At 72.5% G+C, this 15572-nt stretch carries 14 protein-coding genes; 4 read left to right on the top strand and 10 right to left on the bottom strand.

The genetic code is table 11. From position 1 onward, the window contains the following. Window positions 1–204: 204 nt before the first annotated feature. A complete protein-coding gene (locus AC07CM_RS19190; RefSeq protein WP_478877586.1) occupies window positions 205–1323 on the top strand; it encodes a PP2C family protein-serine/threonine phosphatase in 1119 nt (372 codons plus the stop codon). A 397-nt stretch (window positions 1324–1720) separates the two neighbouring features. On the opposite strand, the gene AC07CM_RS19185 is transcribed toward AC07CM_RS19190, so the two are convergent. The 7 genes from AC07CM_RS19185 to AC07CM_RS19155 all read right to left on the bottom strand — a co-directional run bounded on the left by AC07CM_RS19185 (window position 1721) and on the right by AC07CM_RS19155 (window position 9908). Continuing rightward, the gene (locus AC07CM_RS19185) at window positions 1721–2638 is read right to left on the bottom strand and encodes a TIGR03564 family F420-dependent LLM class oxidoreductase (RefSeq protein ID WP_478877585.1); all 918 of its coding nucleotides are present in this window, start codon (window positions 2636–2638) and stop codon (window positions 1721–1723) included. A gap of 104 nt (window positions 2639–2742) precedes the next feature. Continuing rightward, a complete protein-coding gene (locus AC07CM_RS19180) occupies window positions 2743–3513 on the bottom strand; it encodes an LLM class flavin-dependent oxidoreductase (protein WP_478877788.1) in 771 nt (256 codons plus the stop codon). 78 nt (window positions 3514–3591) lie between these two features. Continuing rightward, complete coding sequence (locus AC07CM_RS19175; protein WP_478877584.1) at window positions 3592–4263, bottom strand: enoyl-CoA hydratase-related protein; 672 nt, start codon at window positions 4261–4263, stop codon at window positions 3592–3594. A gap of 54 nt (window positions 4264–4317) precedes the next feature. After that, complete coding sequence (locus AC07CM_RS19170) at window positions 4318–4878, bottom strand: TetR/AcrR family transcriptional regulator (protein ID WP_478877583.1); 561 nt, start codon at window positions 4876–4878, stop codon at window positions 4318–4320. 185 nt (window positions 4879–5063) lie between these two features. Then, complete coding sequence (locus AC07CM_RS19165; RefSeq protein ID WP_478877582.1) at window positions 5064–6341, bottom strand: PP2C family protein-serine/threonine phosphatase; 1278 nt, start codon at window positions 6339–6341, stop codon at window positions 5064–5066. 65 nt (window positions 6342–6406) lie between these two features. After that, a complete protein-coding gene (locus AC07CM_RS19160; RefSeq protein WP_478877581.1) occupies window positions 6407–8887 on the bottom strand; it encodes a SpoIIE family protein phosphatase in 2481 nt (826 codons plus the stop codon). Window positions 8888–9032: 145 nt separating this feature from the next. Continuing rightward, window positions 9033–9908, bottom strand: coding sequence for a universal stress protein (locus tag AC07CM_RS19155; protein ID WP_478877580.1), 876 nt, complete (start codon window positions 9906–9908; stop codon window positions 9033–9035). A gap of 362 nt (window positions 9909–10270) precedes the next feature. Here AC07CM_RS19155 and AC07CM_RS19150 point away from each other — a divergent pair, with 362 nt between their 5' ends. Next, complete coding sequence (locus AC07CM_RS19150) at window positions 10271–11143, top strand: universal stress protein (protein WP_478877579.1); 873 nt, start codon at window positions 10271–10273, stop codon at window positions 11141–11143. Between the two features lie 41 nt (window positions 11144–11184). Next, a complete protein-coding gene (locus AC07CM_RS19145; RefSeq protein WP_478877578.1) occupies window positions 11185–12063 on the top strand; it encodes a universal stress protein in 879 nt (292 codons plus the stop codon). Between the two features lie 23 nt (window positions 12064–12086). Here AC07CM_RS19145 and AC07CM_RS19140 read toward each other — a convergent pair whose 3' ends face one another. Beyond that, window positions 12087–12752, bottom strand: coding sequence for a CBS domain-containing protein (locus AC07CM_RS19140; RefSeq protein ID WP_478877577.1), 666 nt, complete (start codon window positions 12750–12752; stop codon window positions 12087–12089). 189 nt (window positions 12753–12941) lie between these two features. Between AC07CM_RS19140 and AC07CM_RS19135 the strand changes: the two genes are divergently transcribed. Further along, complete coding sequence (locus tag AC07CM_RS19135; RefSeq protein ID WP_478877787.1) at window positions 12942–13475, top strand: P-loop NTPase family protein; 534 nt, start codon at window positions 12942–12944, stop codon at window positions 13473–13475. 86 nt (window positions 13476–13561) lie between these two features. Here AC07CM_RS19135 and AC07CM_RS19130 read toward each other — a convergent pair whose 3' ends face one another. Both AC07CM_RS19130 and AC07CM_RS19125 read right to left on the bottom strand, forming a co-directional pair. Beyond that, window positions 13562–14506, bottom strand: a complete 945-nt coding sequence (locus AC07CM_RS19130; protein WP_478877576.1) for an MBL fold metallo-hydrolase — start codon at window positions 14504–14506, stop codon at window positions 13562–13564. A gap of 130 nt (window positions 14507–14636) precedes the next feature. After that, window positions 14637–15455 (bottom strand): DUF427 domain-containing protein, encoded by an 819-nt coding sequence (locus AC07CM_RS19125; RefSeq protein WP_478877575.1) that lies wholly within the window; start codon window positions 15453–15455, stop codon window positions 14637–14639. Between the last annotated feature and the right edge of the window lie 117 nt (window positions 15456–15572).

The raw sequence follows: 15572 nt of genomic DNA, 5'->3' as shown, positions 1-15572 counted from the left end.
CCTCTTTCTCCCCGCCTCCCTTGCCATCCCTCCTCCCCCCTCCCCCCCCCCCCCCCCCCCCCCCCCCCCCCCCCCCCCCCCCCCCCCCCCCCCCCCCCCCCGCCCCGCTGCGTCCGGCGCCGCTTCGCCACCGGCCACCGAAAGCAGCAGGGCGCGTTCTCCCTGACAGACCGAAGCCCACTTTGCCCCGATAAGATACTTTCTGTGATCAGGACAGGACGGCATCGGCGCCACCGGGCTCCGTACGGTGGCCGACACGAGACCGTGCTGCTGTCGCCCGTGTTCCTTACCGTCGTGATCGCCGGGCTGGCCTTCGCCACGCCCAGGGAGATCGCCTTCAGCCGTCTCCTGCCCGCTGCGCCCGCGCTCGCCGCCTCCCTGTGGCCCGTGCTCCCGACGATCCTGCTGGGGGCCTTCTGCCTGCTGGTCATGATCGGGCTGAGCCTGGTCTACGCCGACCTGGGGACGCCGTACACGGCCGCCGCGATCGTCGCGGTCACTCTGGCGGCCGCCTATGCGAGCCATCTCCGGCTCCAACGGGAGGAGATGCTGTTCCAGGTCCGGCTCGTCGCCGACGCGGCGCAGAAGGTGCTGCTGCGCCCGCTGCCGCGCCGTATCCAGGACGTCGACATCGAGTCGCTGTATCTGGCGGCCCAGGAGCAGGCCCGGATCGGAGGCGACTTCTACGAGGTGGCCGACACGCCGTACGGGGTCCGGCTGCTCATCGGCGACGTCCGCGGCAAGGGGCTTTCGGCGGTGGGGGCGGCCTCGGCGGTGATCAACTGCTTCCGGGAGAACGCGTACGACCAGCCCGACCTCAAGGGCATCATCCATCGGCTGGAGACGAGCATAGGGCGCTACAGCGTCGCGATCCTCGACCCCGACCAGCCGGAGCACTTCGCCACCGCCCTGATCGCCGAGATCCCGTACGGCGCCGGACAGGTCCGCGTTCTCAACTGCGGACACCCGCCGCCACTGCTCGTGCAGGACGGGAAAATCCGCGTCCTCGAGCCCACCACGCCCTCACCCCCTCTCAACCTCGCGTCGCTCCTCGGGGACGAGTACACCGTCGACACCGTGGCCTTCGCCTCGGGTGACCAGCTGCTGCTCTACACCGACGGCGTAACGGAGACCCGGGACCGCGACGGCTGCTTCTTCCCGCTGCCCGACTGGATGCGCCAGCTCGGCCTCGCGCCGCCCCGCGAGCTGCTGGACCGGCTTCACCAGGACCTGCTGCACTACAGCGGCGGACGGCTCGAGGACGACATCGCGGCCGTCGCCGTCCGCTGCCGGCAGGCCGGGGCCCACGAGCACTCCGAGTAGGCGGCCGCACGCCGCTCCCCGGCTCCGTGTTTGGCGACCAAATCATCAACAATCCCGTCGACGCGTCTTGTCCCGGGGCGACCGGGCTACGTTTCCTCGCCTGCGCTGACCGCGCTCGTCGACCGGGTCACCGAGGGGAAGCCGCGGCCGGCCTGCTCACCAAGTCGGTCGACAGCGACGGCAGGACCACTGCGTCCCGTCCCGCGTACCCCTGGGTGGTCAGCAAGGCCAGGGCGCGATGCGTCTGCGTCCGAACCCCACAGCGGCGTGACGACGTGACGAGCACGGACACGGCAGGCGCCGCCACAGTCCTTCGGAGGTGTCGTGGCGGCGCCTGCCCCCGTCGGCCCGCGCGTCGAATCCGTTCGCGGCCGCGCCGGGTGCCCGGTGCCGGGTCTCAGCCCTTCGCCAGTTCTCCGAGCAGCCCCCAGGTGCGGCGTCGGGCCTCTTCTCCGCCCAGGTCCGTCGCGGTGAACACCACCTCCGTCGCCCCGGCCTCGCGGTACCGGCGCACCTCGGCGGCGACGGTCTCCTCGTCACCGATGACGGCGAGGTCGGCGGCCCGTGTGCCGCCGGAGAGCTCGATGACACGGCGGTAGGAAGGGAACCGCTCGTAGAAGGCGAGCGCCTCGGTCGCGCTCTGCCGTACCGCCTCGGTGTCGGCGGTGACCACGCCGGGCACGAGGGCCACGATCCGGGGTGCCGGCCGGCCCGCCGCCTCGGCCGCGGCGGTGACGGCCGGGACGATGTGCTCGGCCAGGGCACGCGGTCCCGCCAGGTACGGCAGGATGCCGTCGGCGAGTTCGCCGGACACGCGCAGCGCCTGCGGCCCCATCGCGGCGACCAGCAGCGGCACCGGTGGTTCGGCGCCCGGTACCGCCGCCGACAGCGGTGTGGAGGCCGTCAGCAGCTCGCCGTGGAAGTCGGCGCTGCCCGTCTCCACGAGTTGGCGCAGGGCGGTCAGGAACTCGCGGAGCACGGCGATGGGGCGCTGGTACGGGATGCCGAAGCCGGTTTCGGTCAGGTGTTTGGTGCCCAGAGCAAGCCCGAGGTGATAGCGGCCGTCGGTGGCGGCCTGGGCCGTCTGGGCCTGGCTCGCGACGAGCAGCGGATGGCGGCCGAACACGGGGATCGCGGCGGTCCCCACATGCAGTCCGGGCACCTCGCGGCCGACGATCGCGGCCAGCGAGGGGGAGTCGTACGTGAAGGTCTGCCCGAACCATGCGGAGCGCAGGCCTGCCTCGTGAGCCTCCCGCGCGAGCCGCACCGTCCTGTCGATCCGGTCCTGAAGGAAGAGCGTTACTCCGATGGTCATACACAGAGCAACCGGCGCCCGCGCAACGGCCATTCCGGCTCGCACATGACAAGCTCGTGACGGCACCGGATGCCCCGTGCAGGCGCCCGCGGGTTCCGGGCCGGTCAGCTCGCCTGTGGTCGGTGGGGCGCGGAGCGGTGGGTCAGGGGTTCGCGCAGCCCCAGGCGCGAGCGCAGCGTCGTACCGGTGTACTCCACCTGTCGGCGAGGCCGGACGCGGTGCCGACGTGCCCGCGCCGCGGGCCGAGCGCGATGACGGTCTGGCGCAGCGACCGGCCGCGCTCCTCGGCCTTGGCGCGCCGTACGGCGACCACCGTGCGCGGGTCGGCGATGCGGCGTGCGCCGAAGGAGCCGTCGTTCTCGGTGACGACCGGGTTCGGCAGCGGCCCGTCGGCGTCCCGGCCGGACAGGTCGATGCCCCGCGGCAGTCCGGCGATCCGCGGTTGCCGGGGCGACCTGTTGCAGCCGGATCCAGCGCTCCTTCTCCTGCGCCTCCTCCTCGGTCTCCTGTGCCTCCTCCTCAGTGGCGCCGAGGATGATCTCGGTGCCGGGCAGGATGCGCTGGTCGGCGTCGGGCCGTCCGGCCGCCCGCAGCCGGCGCCGGATGTCTTCGGCGAAGGCCGGTGCGTCGTCGAAGTCGCTGCCGTGCGCGGAGAAGATGACGTCGGCGTTGCGGGCGGCGGAGTCGCGTCCCTCGCCCGAGTCCCCGGTCTGGAGGACGACGGGATGACCCTGGGCGCTGCGCGGCAGGGTCGGAACGAGTTCGACGTCGAACCGCGGTCCGCGATGGCGCACTTGGTGTACGGCGCCGGACGCCGGCCAGGCGGGTGCGCCCGCGGAACCGGCGACGGCTCCGTCCTTCCAGCCGTCTCGCAGGGCGCGGGCCGCGGTGAGGAACTTCTCGGCGCGCCGGTACCGGTCGGCGGGACCGTGGTCAGCCGAGCGGGTGGGTGGTCAGCCGAGCGGGTTGGTGGTGTCGCGCAGGGTGGCCAGGGCCGGGGCGTACATGCGGGCCTTGATGGTGCCGAGCGTGTCGCCGGCCTTGCCCGTCTGCGCCGCCGCGATCTCGATGGCGGTCGTGCGGACGGCGTCCTCTGCGACGGCCTGGTCGACGATGCCGGCGGCCGCGGCGTCCTCGCCTCCGTAGCGGCGGGCGGTGAGCATGGCCTCGTGGGCGGTCCGCGGTGCCAGGCGGGCCTGGATGAGGGCGGCCATGCCGGGGGTGAAGGGGATGTTGATGTCCGCTTCGGGCAGGCACCAGAAGCCCCGGTCGGCGCGCATGACACGGAAGTCGTGGGCGAGGGAGAACATCGCGCCGGCGGCGAAGGTGTGCCCCTGCAGCGCGGCCACGGTGATGACCGGCAGCGACAGTATCCGCGCGAACAGCTCGTGCACGGAGACGACGTAGTCCTGGTGCTGGTCGGCATGGGCGAACAGCCAGTCCAGGTCGAGCCCGTTGGAGTAGAACTTGCCCGTGGCGGCGGTGACCAGGGCGCGGGGGCCTTCCGCCTTCTCCACCTCGTCCAGTGCGGCGCTGACGGTGGTGATCCAGTCGGGGTGGAAGCGGTTCTCTCCGTCTCCGAGGTCGAGGACGAAGACGTTGTCCTGACGGTCGAGCGAGGGCATGGCGACTCCTTCGGGCTGAGCGGATGAAGCTGTTTCAAGGGGTGAGGTCTGCGGTCATGCCGGGGGGCGTTGGCGCAGGGCGTGAACGAGCAGGTCATGGATCTCGGCGGCGGCCGCCTCCAGCGGCGCGGTGCTCTGCTCGGCACGGCACATGATCACCGCGCCTTCGACCGCGGCGATGACGAACGCGCCGAGCCTCCGGCCGCGCTCCTCGGTCAGACCGTGCCGGACGAACAGGCCCGCGAGAGCCTCCTGCCAGCGGGCGAAGACGGCGGCCGCGGAGCGGGCCAACCGGGGAGCGTCGTCGTTGGTCTCCACGGCCACGGCCACGATCGGGCAGCCGGCCCGGAAGCCGCTCTCCACGAGCCGGTCGTGCCACAGCGCGAAGAACGCGTCCACGGCCACCACCGGATCGTCGGCCTCCGCGGCGGCGTCGATCAGCCCCGCGACGAAGTCCCCCGCCAGGGCCACCGCCTCGTCGATCAACTGCGTCCGCCCGCCGGGAAAGTGGTGGTACACCGAGCCACGAGGGGCTCCGCTGTGCGCCAGCACCCGGTCGATGCTCGTCGCACTCGCACCGTACTCACGCAGCAGCGCGGCAGTGCTGAGGATCATCCGGTCACGACTCTCGCTCCTGCGCGGACTCACCAGTCGACCACCTTCCCGGCAGCGGAGCGCGAGGGTTGCCCCGACGAGCTACCTGTCGGTAACTTATGGGGTATGGCATAGAACATGCAAGAGGGTCGCTGACACTCCGTAGACGGCCACGGCCACGGCCACGGCCGAGCCGGGAGCCGGCCTCACAACCCGACGACGATCAGAGCGATGTCGTCCCGCGCGCCATGGCTGAGGCCCAGACGCGCGAGGAGGGTGTCGGCCAGGCGTTCGGGGCTGAGCCGGAGGCAGTTGGCCAGTGTCTCGGTCAGGCGATGCAGGCCGGTGTCGATGTCCTCGTCGCGGCGTTCGATCAGGCCGTCGGTGTAGAGGACGAGGACGTCCCCGTGGTTGTAGGGGGTGCCGGCCTGCGGCCGCGGAACGTGCGCGGGCCGGGCGCCCAGGGGCGGATCGGTGGCCTGGTCCAGCAGTTGGCAGGAGCCGTCGGGGTGCATCAGCACCGGGGGCGGATGCCCGGCGCTGGAGTAGATGATCATCTGCGCCTGGGTGTCGACCAGGGCCGACACGGCGGTGGCGGCCAGAGCGCCGTCGACGGAGCGCGCGTACAACCCCAGGACCTCCAGGGCCTGTGCGGGACCCGCGACGGCCCGGCTGGCCGCAGAGAGCGCGCTGCGCAGCATCCCCATGACGGTGGCCGCCTCCAGGCCGTGGCCGACCACGTCGCCGACGGTCACGGTGAAACGGCCGCCGGACAGGTCGACGGTGTCGTACCAGTCACCGCACACGTTCAGCGAGCCGATGGCCGGCAGGTAGCGCACCGCCACATCGGAGTGCCGGGCCAGGTCGGGGGAGTGCAGCATGGCTTCCTGGAGCGTGATCGCCACCTGGCGCTCGCGGGCGTGGGCGCGCCGGAGCTCCTCGTTCAGGCGCTCCAGCTCCTTGGCGCGGGCGTACAACTCGGCCTCCACGCCCGTCTCCCGCAGGCTCGGCGGGCTGGCGGTGGCGTCCCGGTGCCGCTCCTTGTGGTGATGGACGAACGCGGTCACGTCCTCGACCCGGTGGATGATCCAGGTGACCCGCCCGTCGGGGTTGAGCACAGGAGTGTTGACCGGGGACCACCAGCGCTCCTCGAAGTGGCCCGGCCGACTGATGACGGGGATGTCGTAGCGCTGGACGGCCATGGTGTCCGGCTCTTTCGTGGCCAGCACCCGCGCCAGGGACGCGGAGAGATTGCTGACCCCGTCGGCCTGGGGGTCGGCGGGGTTGTCCGGGAAGGCGTCGAAGAGGTACTCCCCGAGCAGGTCCCGTCGCGTGCGGCCGGTCGCCCGGCAGTACGCCTGATTGACGCCGACGATCTGCAGATCGGGGCTGAGGACCAGATAGGGGCTGGGGGTGGCGGCGAAAAGAGCCGCGTAGTCGACCTGATCCGCGGTCGGCTCCCCGTCGGCGGCGGTGACACCCACGTTTCCAATGTACGAGGTCACCGCCGTCACCGCCGCCCGCAGCGGGCGAGCCGGGTCAGTCCCGGTCAGTCCGGGGGGTCGGGCACCGGCTGCCGGACAGCGGGCGAGGACGTCGCGGTGTCCGGAACCCGGACGGGCAGTGGCTGCTCCGTCCAGATCGTCTTGCCGTGTGCCGTGTAGCGGGTGCCCCAGCGCTGCGCGAGCTGTGCGACCAGAAACAGCCCGCGACCGCCCTCGTCGGAGTACCGGGCCCGCCTCATCCGCGGGGAGGTGTTGCTCGCGTCTGACACCTCGCAGATGAGGGTGCGGTCGTGGATCAGCCGGACGCCGATGGGCCCGTGGGCGTGCTTCACCGCGTTGGTGACCAGCTCGCTGACGATCAGCTCCGTCGTGAACGCCATGTCGTCCAGGCCCCACTCGCCGAGCCGGGCCACCGCCTCGCGGCGGGCCTCCGCGACCGCCGCCGGGGTCGACGGGATCTCCCAGGACGCCACCCGGTCGCAGTCCAGGCTGCGGGTCCGCACCACGAGAATGGCGACGTCGTCGGGCGGCCGGTCGGGCAGCAGGGTACGGACCATCGTGTCGCAGATCTCCTCCAGCGGCCGGTCCGGATGCGCCAGAGCGAAACACAGACGCTCCAAACCGGCGTCCACGTCGCGGTCGGACGCCTCGATCAGCCCGTCGGTGAACAGGGCGAGGACGCTTCCCTGCTCCACCTCGAACTCGGCCGACTCGAACGGGAGCCCACCGAGCCCGAGGGGCGGCCCGGCCGGGACGTCGAGAATCTCCACGGGCTCACGCAGATGCGCGATCGCCGGACCGGGATGCCCGGCGCGTGCCACCCGCAGCTTGCGCGCGATCGGGTCGTACACGGCGTAGATACAGGTCGCGCCGATGACCAGCGGACCGTCCTCGGCGGCCTCCGCCTCCTCCGACAGACGCAGGACCAGGTCGTCGACGTGGGTCAGCAGTTCCTCCGGCGGCAGGTCGATGTCGGCGAGTGTCTGCACGGCCGCGCGCAACCGCCCCATGCTCGCCGCCGCGTGGATGCCGTGACCCACCACATCGCCCACCACCAGCGCCACGCGCGCGCCGGACAGGGGGATGACGTCGAACCAGTCCCCGCCGACACCGGCCTCGGCATCGGCCGGCAGATACCGGTAGGCGACCTCGACGGCACTGAGGTCCGGCAGCGCGGGGGGCAGCAGACTGGTCTGCAGGGCCAGTGCCGCGCTGTGCTCGCGGGCGAAGCGCCTCGCGTTGTCGACGCACACGGCCGCCCGCGCGGACAGCTCCTCGACGAGGAGCTGATCGTCGTCGTCGAACGACTCCGGGTTCTCCCAGCGCAGCAGCGTGACCACGCCCGCCGTCACGCCCCGCGCGCGCAGCGGGACCACCATGTGGGAGTGCACACCCAGACGGCGGAGTTTCTCCCGCCGGAGCGGGTCCTTGACGAGCCAGGACGTCGCGAGGGTGAGGAGCGAGTCCCGCACCGTCAGCCCCGTGGCCAGAGTGCGGCTCTGCGGGGACTGCGCCGGGTACCGGGTCGGAGAGCCGATCGGGACGATCACCTCGGGATGGTCGGCGCGGATCGACAGGTGGGACGCCCGGTAGAGGTCGCCTCTGCCGCTTCGGGGGCGCGCGGCCAGATCCTCCGGTGGGCGAACGCAGTCCAGCAGGTCCACCGCCGCGAAGTCGGCGATCCGGGGCACCAGCACCTCCGCCAGCTCCTGCACGGTGCGTCCCAGATCGAGGGTCGTGCCGATGCGCTCGCCGGCTTCGTTCACCAGCATCAGCCGCCTGCGCCCCCGGTCGTGGTCGGTGAAGTCGACGGCGGTCTGACACACCCCCAGGGTCGTACCGGTCCGGGCACGCAGCGGGAAGGACGTACGCAGCCTGAGATGCTCCCCGCTCGGCGGCCCGACCGTTTCGGGCGGCGCCACGTTCTCGACGGACGACAGCAGCGTCCCGGAGACGAGCGCCCGTCTGGCCTGCCGCTCGACGGCCCCCAGCACGTCCGGGCGCGGGACCGGGCGGCCGCCGCCGTCCCCGGGGGGCAGTCCCTCCATGGTGGCCAGCGCCTCGTTGAGGCACTCGTAGCGCAGCCCGGCGTCGAGCACGGCGATGCCGATCGGTGACTGTGTCAGCAGTCCGCGCAGGGCCGCCTGGCCCAGTTCCCACCGCTTCAGGGCGTCGGCCCCGCACAGAGTGGCGAGCAGGCGGTTGCCCCCGCCGGCCGCCGGCACGGCGCGCACCCGCAGTCCCAGCTCCACGGTGTGACCGGCTTGATGGCGCACCGGGACGAGGCCCTCCCAGCAGTCGGCCACCAGCCGGCCCTCGATCAGTGCCGTGAGCCCGTCCGGGATGTCCAGCACGTCCGCCGCCGGCCGCCCGAGTACCTCCGCCGCCGCGTACCCGAGCAGCTTCTCCGACTGCGGGCTCCAGCATTCGACCAGCCCCGACGCGTCCACCATCACCAGTGCGGCTGTCGTCAGGTCGAACGGATCGGCCACGCTGTCGCTGTGAGGCAGCCCAGACACGCCCATGCTCCGGTCCCCTCTGCGGACGGACCCCGCCACCAGGCTCTCACCTCACACAGTCGGGAGCGAGGTTTCGCAGGCGGCATCGGTCCCCGAGGGACTGGTCCGCGGGGAACGAAGGCCGGGTCGTGTCGGGTGGGTACGCCCTCGGTCACGCGCCCGGAACGACGACGACGGGGCACCGGGCGTGGCGCAGCACTCCCTGGCTGACCGAGCCCAGCAGCATGCCGGTGAAGCCCCCGCGCCCACGAGTGCCCACCACCAGACCGAGCGCGTGGGCCGAGGCGTCCGCGAGAGCCTGCACGGGATGCCCGACGATCAGTTCGTGACGCAGGTCCACCTCCGGGAAGCGGTCATGGCGGCCGGCCACGGTCTCGGAGAGCAGCCTGCGGCCCTCCGCCTGCGCCGCGTGCTCGTCGAAGATCCTCAGGGGCCCCGGGTGCCAGACGTAGACGGCCCGCAGCTGGGCCCCGCGCCGGGCGGCCGCCGCGAAGGCCACGTCGACCGCGGCGGCGGAACGTTCGCTGCCGTCGACGCCGACGACGTAGTGCGCGGGCTCCTGGGTGACGGGCTCGGACTCGGGCACGACGACCACCGGGCACTCCGCCCGGGCCACCACCGGCAGGGCGACCGAGCCCGAGCCGACCGCCTCCTCCGCCCGGCTCAGGTGCCGCGACCCCAGCACGACCGCCGTGGCGGAGCGGCTCTGTTCGCGCAGCACCCAGACGGCGTCGCCCTCCGCGATCAGCGCGTCGATCTCGAGGTCCGGGTAGCGGGCCGTGACGTACTCCAGGGCGTCCTCGAGGATCTGCTTTCCGGCCCCGTGCAACGATTCGTTCCACTCCTCCCAGGACGGCGGAGCCTGCTGCCCCCAAAAGCCGCCGGTCGGCACGCCCTCGGCGTGGACCACGCGCAACGGCAGCCGACGGCGGGACGCCTCGTCGGCCGCCCAGGCGAGCGCCATGCGCAGGGAAGAGTCCGGGTCGACGCCCACCACGATCGGTCGGCGCTCACTCGGTCGGGACATGTTCGCCTCCAGCCACAAGCTCGTCGGGAGCCGACGTCGCGGCGGCGGATGCGGGTACCGGGCCAAGCGCGGGTGTCGGACGCCCGACGTGGGCGTCCGGCCCGCTTCGCCGTGTCGGTGCGGGCGCGGTCAACGGCCTCGCCTCCTCGCCGCGGTGGCGCGCGGAGCGCCGCCACTGTCCCCATGGAAGCCCTGGTTCGACCGCGGTGCCAGGGGCCATTGGTCCCGGACTCCGTGCCGCCGCGGAGGGGACCTCCGGTCACCGGGGCCGGTCGGCCCCCCGCAGGGACCTGCGGCCCCTGACCCCGTGACCGCGGCATCACCACGCTGGAATCGGAGCGTCATCAGGGGAGGTGGAGACGATGGTCCGAACCGTCACCGCGGGACTCGACGGCTCGCCCGAGAGCCGGGCCGCGGTGGAGTGGGCGGCCCGCGAAGCGCTGCTGCGCGGCCTGCCGCTGAGGATCGTCCACGTACGGGAGCACACCTCCGAGCCCGCTGACCCGTCCGCCCCGCCGCCGGGCGCCGAGTGGGCCCAGGAGGTCGAGAAGCGCCACCCCGGGCTGGAGGTGATCACCGATCAGCTCACCGGGGAGCCGGCTGAGACCCTGCGCGTGGCCGCGGACGCCGCCGAGCTGACGGCGCTGGGCTCGCGGGGCCTCGGCGGGATCAGCGGATTCATGGTCGGCTCGGTCAGCCTGGCCGTCGTCGCCCATGCCGCACGTCCCGTGGTGCTGGTCCGAAGCGGGGAGCAAGCCGTCGACGAGCAGCGGCCGGACGCGGCGGGCCCTCCGTCCGCCGGAGCACCCTTCCGGCCGGTCGTGCTCGGACTCGACACGAGCACACCGAACGAGACGCTGCTGGAGTTCGCCTTCGACGCCGCTGTGCGCCGGAGCGCGGTCCTGCGGGTCGTGCACGGCTGGGCCGAGCCGCCCACCTCGTTCTACCGCTTCTACGGCGACGCCGAACTCTTCGACTCGCTGGAGCGTGAACAGGCCACCGCGCTGGGCGACGTGCTGCGTCCCTGGCGGCAGAAGTTCCCGGACACCGAGGTGATCGAGGCCAGCCGGAGCGGCAGCGCCGCGCAGGTCCTCGTCACCGCCTCCCGCGACGCCTCCCTGGTGGTCGTGGGCCGGCGCATCCGCACCAGCCCGCTCGGCGCCCACATCGGCCATGTCGCCCATGCCGTGCTGCACCACGTCTCCGCCCCCGTCGCCGTCGTCGCGCACGGCTGACCCGGTACCCCCTTCCCCTTCGGCACCCGACGGTGAGCACGATGGACCTTCCGATCGTCGTAGGCGTCGACGGCTCCGGGCCGAGCCTGCGGGCCGTGGACTGGGCCGCCGACGAGGCCGCCCTGCGCGGGACACCGCTCCGGCTGGTGTACGCCTCACTCTGGGATCGCTACGAAGGCGCCCTGCTCGCCCAGGAACTCGGCAGGCCGTTGGAGGAGGTGATGGCCCGGGACGTCCTCGGTCCGGCCGAGCAGCGTGCCCGGCTGCGTCAGCCGGGTGTGCGGGTCACCACCGACGTGCTGCCCCAGGAGCCGGAGCGCGGGCTCGTACGTGAGAGCGGCAAGGCCTTCGCCGTGGTGCTGGGCTGCCGGGGCCGCGGCGGATTCACCGAGGCGGTCCTCGGTTCCGTCGGTGTGTCCGTCGCCGGGCACGCCCACTGCCCCGTGATCGTGCTGCGCGACAGCCACGACGACCGGGCCCGCGCGGGAGCCCATGGCCGTGTCGTGCTCGGCGTCGACAAGCCGCCGGAAGGATCGGCCGCCGCACGGTTCGCGATCGAGGAGGCCGGCCTGCGCGGAGTGCCCCTGGAAGCCGTACGGGCCTGGCGGCACCCGGCACACGCGCCCACCGGCCACGGCCACCCGCTGCCGTCCGATGAGCCGGCCGCTCCCGAGACGCGGCCGGAGGCCGAGGCACTGCGGGAGGCACTGCGGGACGCACCGCCCGGCCTTGAACTGATGCGGCGCACCGTCGAGGGTCATGCCCGCGACGTGCTGCTCGCCGCCTCCCGCGAGGCCGGCCTGCTCGTCGTCGGTGCCCGGCGCCGCCACGGCCATTTCGGCCTCCAGCTCGGCCGGGTCGCCCACGGGGTGCTGCATCACGCGGCATGTCCGGTGGCCGTCGTGCCCGAACGCGCCTGACGCGCCGCCGGGGCCGGTCGAGGTCAGGCGGACGCTGTGGGCGCGCCGTCGGACCGGCGGGCGGTGATGTCAGAGACCACGGAGACCACACCGTCGACACCGCGGCACAGCCGCTCGACAACCGCGATGAGCCCCTTCGACTCGACCGTCCCCTTGAGGGTGACCCGGCCGTCCGACACGCCTGCCGCCACGTCGGCGGAGGTCAGTCCCAAGGTGCTCGCCAGGACCTCACCGGTGATCTCCTCGTAGATCGCCTCGTCCCGGCGCAGGAAGACGCGCAGCAGATCGCCGCGGCTCACGATGCCCACCAGGGTCCCGGCCTCGTCGACGACCGGCAGCCGCTTGACGTGGTTGATGTCCATCAGGCGCGCGGCCTCCACGACGGTCCACTGCGGATGCGCGCACACGGCCGGCGCCGACATCAGGTGCTCGGCGGTCACCTCGTCCACCCGGTTCGTGTTCCCGTTGGAGAGGTGGGGGAGCAGGCCGGCCGGGTCGGGACGCTCGGCCACCTTGCGCAGCAGGTCGGCCTCCGAGACGACCCCGATGGGACGGTCCAGGTCGTCGACCACGGGAACAGCGGTGACGTCATGGTCGGAGAGCAGTTTCGCGATGCTCTTGAACGACGTGCCCGGACGTGCCCGGACGACGCCGTGGGTCATGAGGTCCTCGACCGTACGGTGTTGCATGACACTGCTCCCTTCGGTCGCCCCATCTCCTCAGCGTGGCAGCCCGGGGCACCCGCGGTCTTGGGACCATCGCCCACAGAGAACGTGCCGTTCCGCCCACCCGCCCGGGACCATGGTCCCCATCCGGCCACCCGCCACGCGAAGGACCTCCGTCCGCCGACACCGGCCGTCGGTAGCCTGGCCGCCGTGATGGTGGGCACCGAAGAAGCCCGGCTGATCGTGCTGCGTGGCAACAGCGCGTCGGGCAGGTCGTCCGTCGCCGCCGGCATCCGCGAGCGGTTCGGCCGCGGTCCGGCCCTGGTCGGCCAGGACCGTCTCCGCCGGGTCGTGCTCCGCGAACGTGACAGGCCAGGTGCGGCGAACACCGGCCTGATCGACACCGTCGCCCGCCATGCCCCCGACGCCGGCTACCACGTCGTGGTGGAGGGCATCCTGCACGCCGACCACCATGGCGACATGCTCGCCCGGTTGCGTACGGCCCATCGTGGACCGAGCCACGGCTACTACCTGGACGTGCCGTTCACCGAAACCCTCGCCCGCCACGCCACCAAGCCCGATCTCGCGCACATCGGGGAGGCCGAGCTTCGTGACCGGTACCGGCCGCGCGATCTCCTGCCGGGTGGCGGCGAGACCGTCATCGGCCCCAAGAGCACCCTCGACGAGACGGTGGCCCGCATCATGCTCGACACCGGCCTGGACGGGCCTGCGGCCCCGGAGACGTGAGGTCGTCCGGGACCCCGGTCCGGCCGGCCATGGTCCGTCGGCAGGTCGATGCCGGCGAAAACCGTTGGGGGTGTGGGGAGTCGGTCTCAGGCCAGGCAGGTGAGGGGGCGGCCGCCGTTGTAGGTGACCATGTCGCCGAGGGCGGCCGCGGCGTCGATGCCACGGCCGAGCGGGCCGCCGTCCAGTTCCGCGTAGGCCCGGTGGAGGTTGCCGACGATGCGCTCGCAGTCGAGGAGGCCGGCGTAGGCCCCGAGGTCCGTTTCGCGGGCGGTCTCCAGAGGCGTGAGCCCGGCATCGCGGCCGGCTCGGGCGGTGGCCTGCACGAACCGCAGGTAGCCGAGCACCTCGTCGATGAGTTCGGGGCCGGCGACGGGACCGTGGCCGGGGACGATGGTCGTCGCTCCCAGAGGCCTGACGACCTCTTCGAGGACCTGGACGGCACCGGCGACGGAGCCCTGGAGGAGGAAGGGGGTACCGCCGTTGAACAGCAGGTCGCCGCTGAACAGGAGCCCCCGTTCGGGCAGCCAGACGATGGAGTCGTTGGTCGTGTGGGCGGGCGTACCGACGTGGCGGACCTCGGCGCGCAGCTCGTCGGACCACACGGTGACCCCGTCGGTGTAGGTGAGGAACGGCGGTTCGACCGCTACGTCGCCCCACTCGACCTCGGTCCAGAACGCCGCGGCCGCACCGGGACCGCCCCACTCGAGGATGCTCGACCGGGTCTTCTCGTGCCCCACGATGGTGGCGCCGCCGAAGAGATGGTTGCCGAAGGTGTGGTCGCCGTGGTGGTGAGTGTTGATCAGGGTCCGTACCGGCTGCGGCGTGACGGTGGCGATCGCGTCCAGATACGCCTGCGTGCGCCGCACCGTCGAACACGAGTCCACACTGATCACGCCGCGCCGCCCCACGAGGAAGCCGGTGTTGTTGATCCACCAGCTGCCGTCGGGCTGTATGTAGGCGAAGACGTCCTCGCTGACCTCCTCGACCCGGGGCGGGGGGAGGGGGGTGACGTCGTGGTGGACACTGCTCACTGCGAACTCCTGTCGTGGCGAAGGGAATCAGCCGGACCGGGCACGAAGCTGCCACGCCGTGCCGGGCTCGTCGAACACCGCCGGGATCATCGCATCGGTGAGGGGGTCCGGCTCGGCGGCGCCACGCAGTTCACCCACGCGTGACCCGGGACGTGAGCGTCCCGGTGAAGTGGGTGACCGGGCGCTCCAGGCGTTCGCCGTCCACGGTGATGTCGACCGCCTCGTTGTAGAACGCGAGCAGCCCCTTGACGGCGCCCACCGCGGGCAGCGGATCGGAATAGCTCCACAGGACGTCGGGCGGGACGTCGCCCTCGCCGCGCCAGGACCAGTACCCTGCCGTGCCCTTGTAGGGGCAGCCGGTGTGATGGTCGGTGGGCTCGAACAGGTCGAGGCGGACGTCCTCGCGCGGGACGTAGTAGCGCGTGGGCAGCCCCGTCTCGAACAGCAGGACCGGGCGGTGGGTGTCGGCGACGACCGTGCCCCCGATCTCGACCCGGACGTGCCGGCTGCTGCCGATGGCGTCGACCCGTTTGTGCGGGTCGCGCGGGTGGACGAAGATCTCCTCGTCCTCCTCGTACCAGTGGTCGAGGCCCCTGCCGGTGCGCCGGAACCACTCGAAGGCGATATGGCCGGCCAGGTCCTCGGCGGGGAAGGCCCAGGCCGCGTTCGCGAACGACTCGCCGTCGATCTCCAGGTCGTAGAAGACCGTCGATCCGGTGTGCGTGCCGGTGGGCGGGTTCTGCGCCGGGCGCAGCAGGTCCTCGCGGACCTCCGCGCGCGGGAAGGCGTACAGCGGCACCGGCACGCCCGGCTCCCACACGAGGACCGGATGGCGGCTGTCGACGACCGTCACCTCGGCCTTGCGGCCGCGCACCCAGCGGTCGCTGGGCTCCCAGCGGATGCCTTCGGGGGTGCTGCGCAGAGACTCGGCGGTGTTGAGCGTGGTCATGTCCGGTTCTCCTTCTCCCTGGGCAGGAGGCGACTTCCGCGCCGTACGGTTCGGCCGTTCAACTGTCTTATATCGGCTCGTGTCGGAGGACGAGTGCTGGAATGATCTAGATGCATG

This window comes from Streptomyces sp. NPDC044061 (assembly GCF_056434305.1).
This window is presented reverse-complemented; position numbering and strand designations above follow the sequence as displayed.

What these genes read in the sequence shown, in the direction of transcription:
- AC07CM_RS19185 (WP_478877585.1), bottom strand. Translation starts at nt 2,638, where the DNA reads ATGACCATCGGAGTAACGCTCTTCCTTCAGGACCGGATCGACAGGACG.
- AC07CM_RS19175 (WP_478877584.1), bottom strand. Translation starts at nt 4,263, where the DNA reads ATGCCCTCGCTCGACCGTCAGGACAACGTCTTCGTCCTCGACCTCGGA.
- AC07CM_RS19170 (WP_478877583.1), bottom strand. Translation starts at nt 4,878, where the DNA reads ATGATCCTCAGCACTGCCGCGCTGCTGCGTGAGTACGGTGCGAGTGCG.
- AC07CM_RS19160 (WP_478877581.1), bottom strand. Translation starts at nt 8,887, where the DNA reads ATGGGCGTGTCTGGGCTGCCTCACAGCGACAGCGTGGCCGATCCGTTC.
- AC07CM_RS19155 (WP_478877580.1), bottom strand. Translation starts at nt 9,908, where the DNA reads ATGTCCCGACCGAGTGAGCGCCGACCGATCGTGGTGGGCGTCGACCCG.
- AC07CM_RS19150 (WP_478877579.1), top strand. Translation starts at nt 10,271, where the DNA reads ATGGTCCGAACCGTCACCGCGGGACTCGACGGCTCGCCCGAGAGCCGG.
- AC07CM_RS19145 (WP_478877578.1), top strand. Translation starts at nt 11,185, where the DNA reads ATGGACCTTCCGATCGTCGTAGGCGTCGACGGCTCCGGGCCGAGCCTG.
- AC07CM_RS19140 (WP_478877577.1), bottom strand. Translation starts at nt 12,752, where the DNA reads ATGCAACACCGTACGGTCGAGGACCTCATGACCCACGGCGTCGTCCGG.
- AC07CM_RS19135 (WP_478877787.1), top strand. Translation starts at nt 12,942, where the DNA reads ATGGTGGGCACCGAAGAAGCCCGGCTGATCGTGCTGCGTGGCAACAGC.
- AC07CM_RS19125 (WP_478877575.1), bottom strand. Translation starts at nt 15,455, where the DNA reads ATGACCACGCTCAACACCGCCGAGTCTCTGCGCAGCACCCCCGAAGGC.